Here is a 1778-nt window from a genome sequence, read left to right on the forward strand (position 1 = left end):
CGCTCGAATTCGCCCTTCAGGTCATGGGCCTCGGTCCCGGGACCGAGGTCATTGTGCCCGCGTTCACCTTCGTCTCCTCGTCGCAGGCAGCGCAGCGACTGGGAGCCGTGCCCGTGGACGTCCTGTGACCACACGATCGCTCTGGTGGGACTCGGCTGGGCCGTCCAGCACATCTGGCTGCCACGCCCGGAACGTCATCCGGGCCTGCGGGTGACCGCGGCGGTGGACCCAGGGCGGACGGCCGGGTGCTGAGGTCGCCGGGTGGCGACGTCCTGCAGAAGAAGGTCAGTGGCCTTCCAGGAGGTCACGTCGGTTCTCGGAGTCCGCCTGCTCCAGTCCGCATAGACGGAGAACTTCGTCGACCTCGCTCAGTTTCGCGGACGACAGGGTTCCGGCCTGCTCGATCAGATCTGCCCGGGTCAGGGTGACCAGCCACGTGCACGGAATCAGGCCTGGGCGTGGGAGCGCGGCTCGCAGGACACCGCCCATCGGCAGCCCTTCGGTGGCACCTACCGCCACCTCGAGGGCCATGCCGTCGATCTCCACGTTCGCCGGAGCGACGACTCTCATGGCCCGAATCCCACTGGCCTCTTCTCCTGATAGCAGAATAACCGGCAACCGCTCATCGAAGTCCACCCACCAGACTTCGCCACGTTCCATGTGTCCTCCAGACACGGGACGGCTGGGGCACTCCGCACGCCCTGACCGAACATCACGTTCATCGGCCCCGGCCCTGTGGGCTGAGACCCTCTACGGAACCGAAGATACCGAGGCAGGATCGTCCACACCCACCTGTTGCGCCCAGGCGGGTGCCTACCCCCGATAGAGATTGATCTTGTCCTCGCCGATCCTGGCGCGAAACTCGGGATGCTCCCCCCATCTACCTACCGTCGCATGTCCGTCCGCCATCACGGTCACGGATACGACCTGGGCGTGCGCAGAGCCCGACATTCGATTATCTGTCGACCGTCAGGCCACCAAAGCAATCATGAAAACCGCGAAAGTCCAGAGCCTAAAAAGGTGTCCAGAAAAGCGGAAACACTCCAGTACTCAGCGTGCGCTGTCCTGGACGCGCAATTCGGCCTCGAGTAGGTCCATGGCCTTGAGGAACGCCGCCCGTTCGCTGGCATCCAGTTGGTTAAGGACGCGCAACAGTGGCTCGGCGGCGTCATCGAGCCATTCGTCGACGAGCCCTACCTTCTGCGGCGAGATCCTGACGATGGTGCGCCGCCGGTCGCCGGCGTCCGCCTCGCGGATCACGAACCCGGCGCGGTCCAGGTCGGCCAGCACGCCGCTGACGGTGGACAGGGTCAACTCCAGCCGGGCCGCCAGCGTGCCGACGGTCAACGGCTCGTCCCGGAGCTGCTCCAGCACGGCGACGTGGCGCGGGCTGAGCGGACTCTGCGTCGCCGGTGCCGCACGGTCCTGCGAGCGGCGCATGCCCCGGGCGATACGCGGCATGAGCTGCATCAGCCGCAGGCACAACGCGCTGTGCTCGGCCTCACCGGCATGCTTTGCCATTCCGTGGCCGCCCTTCCTTGACACCGACCGTCGCCAGTCTATACGGTTCGGCTAACCAATTAGTTTGGTATGACGAACAAAATTGTTGGAGGACGCGTGGCGACCATCGAGGCCGCTACATTGCGGGCACGCCTCGCCGACGGCTCGCTCGCCGGGCCATGGCGGCTGGACCCCAGCCGGTCGACGGTCGAGCTCCACACCAAGAGCATGTGGGGGCTCGCGCCGGTAAAAGGCACGTTCCGGGAGCTGTCCGGCGA

Annotated in this window: 2 protein-coding genes and 1 pseudogene; 1 reads left to right on the forward strand and 2 read right to left on the reverse strand. The window is 66.0% G+C overall.

The window, feature by feature from the left end; translation table 11 throughout:
• A pseudogene (locus tag U9980_RS22250) lies at nt 1-122 on the forward strand (DegT/DnrJ/EryC1/StrS family aminotransferase); the annotation flags it as partial.
• 163 nt (nt 123-285) lie between these two features.
• Here U9980_RS22250 and U9980_RS22255 read toward each other — a convergent pair.
• Together U9980_RS22255 and U9980_RS22260 are read right to left on the reverse strand one after the other, a co-directional pair.
• Entirely contained in the window at nt 286-660 is a 375-nt protein-coding gene (locus tag U9980_RS22255; protein WP_322769709.1) for a type II toxin-antitoxin system PemK/MazF family toxin, read from the reverse strand.
• Nucleotides 661-1050: 390 nt separating this feature from the next.
• Entirely contained in the window at nt 1051-1485 is a 435-nt protein-coding gene (locus U9980_RS22260; protein WP_322769710.1) for a MarR family winged helix-turn-helix transcriptional regulator, read from the reverse strand.
• Nucleotides 1486-1778: the final 293 nt, after the last annotated feature.

This window comes from Protofrankia sp. Cr1, from assembly GCF_963555865.1.
Classification (GTDB): Bacteria; Actinomycetota; Actinomycetes; order Frankiales; family Frankiaceae; genus Protofrankia.

Bases quoted from the DNA above. Each gene is read 5' to 3' on its own strand.
- U9980_RS22255 (WP_322769709.1), bottom strand. From the start codon at position 660: ATGGAACGTGGCGAAGTCTGGTGGGTGGACTTCGATGAGCGGTTGCCG.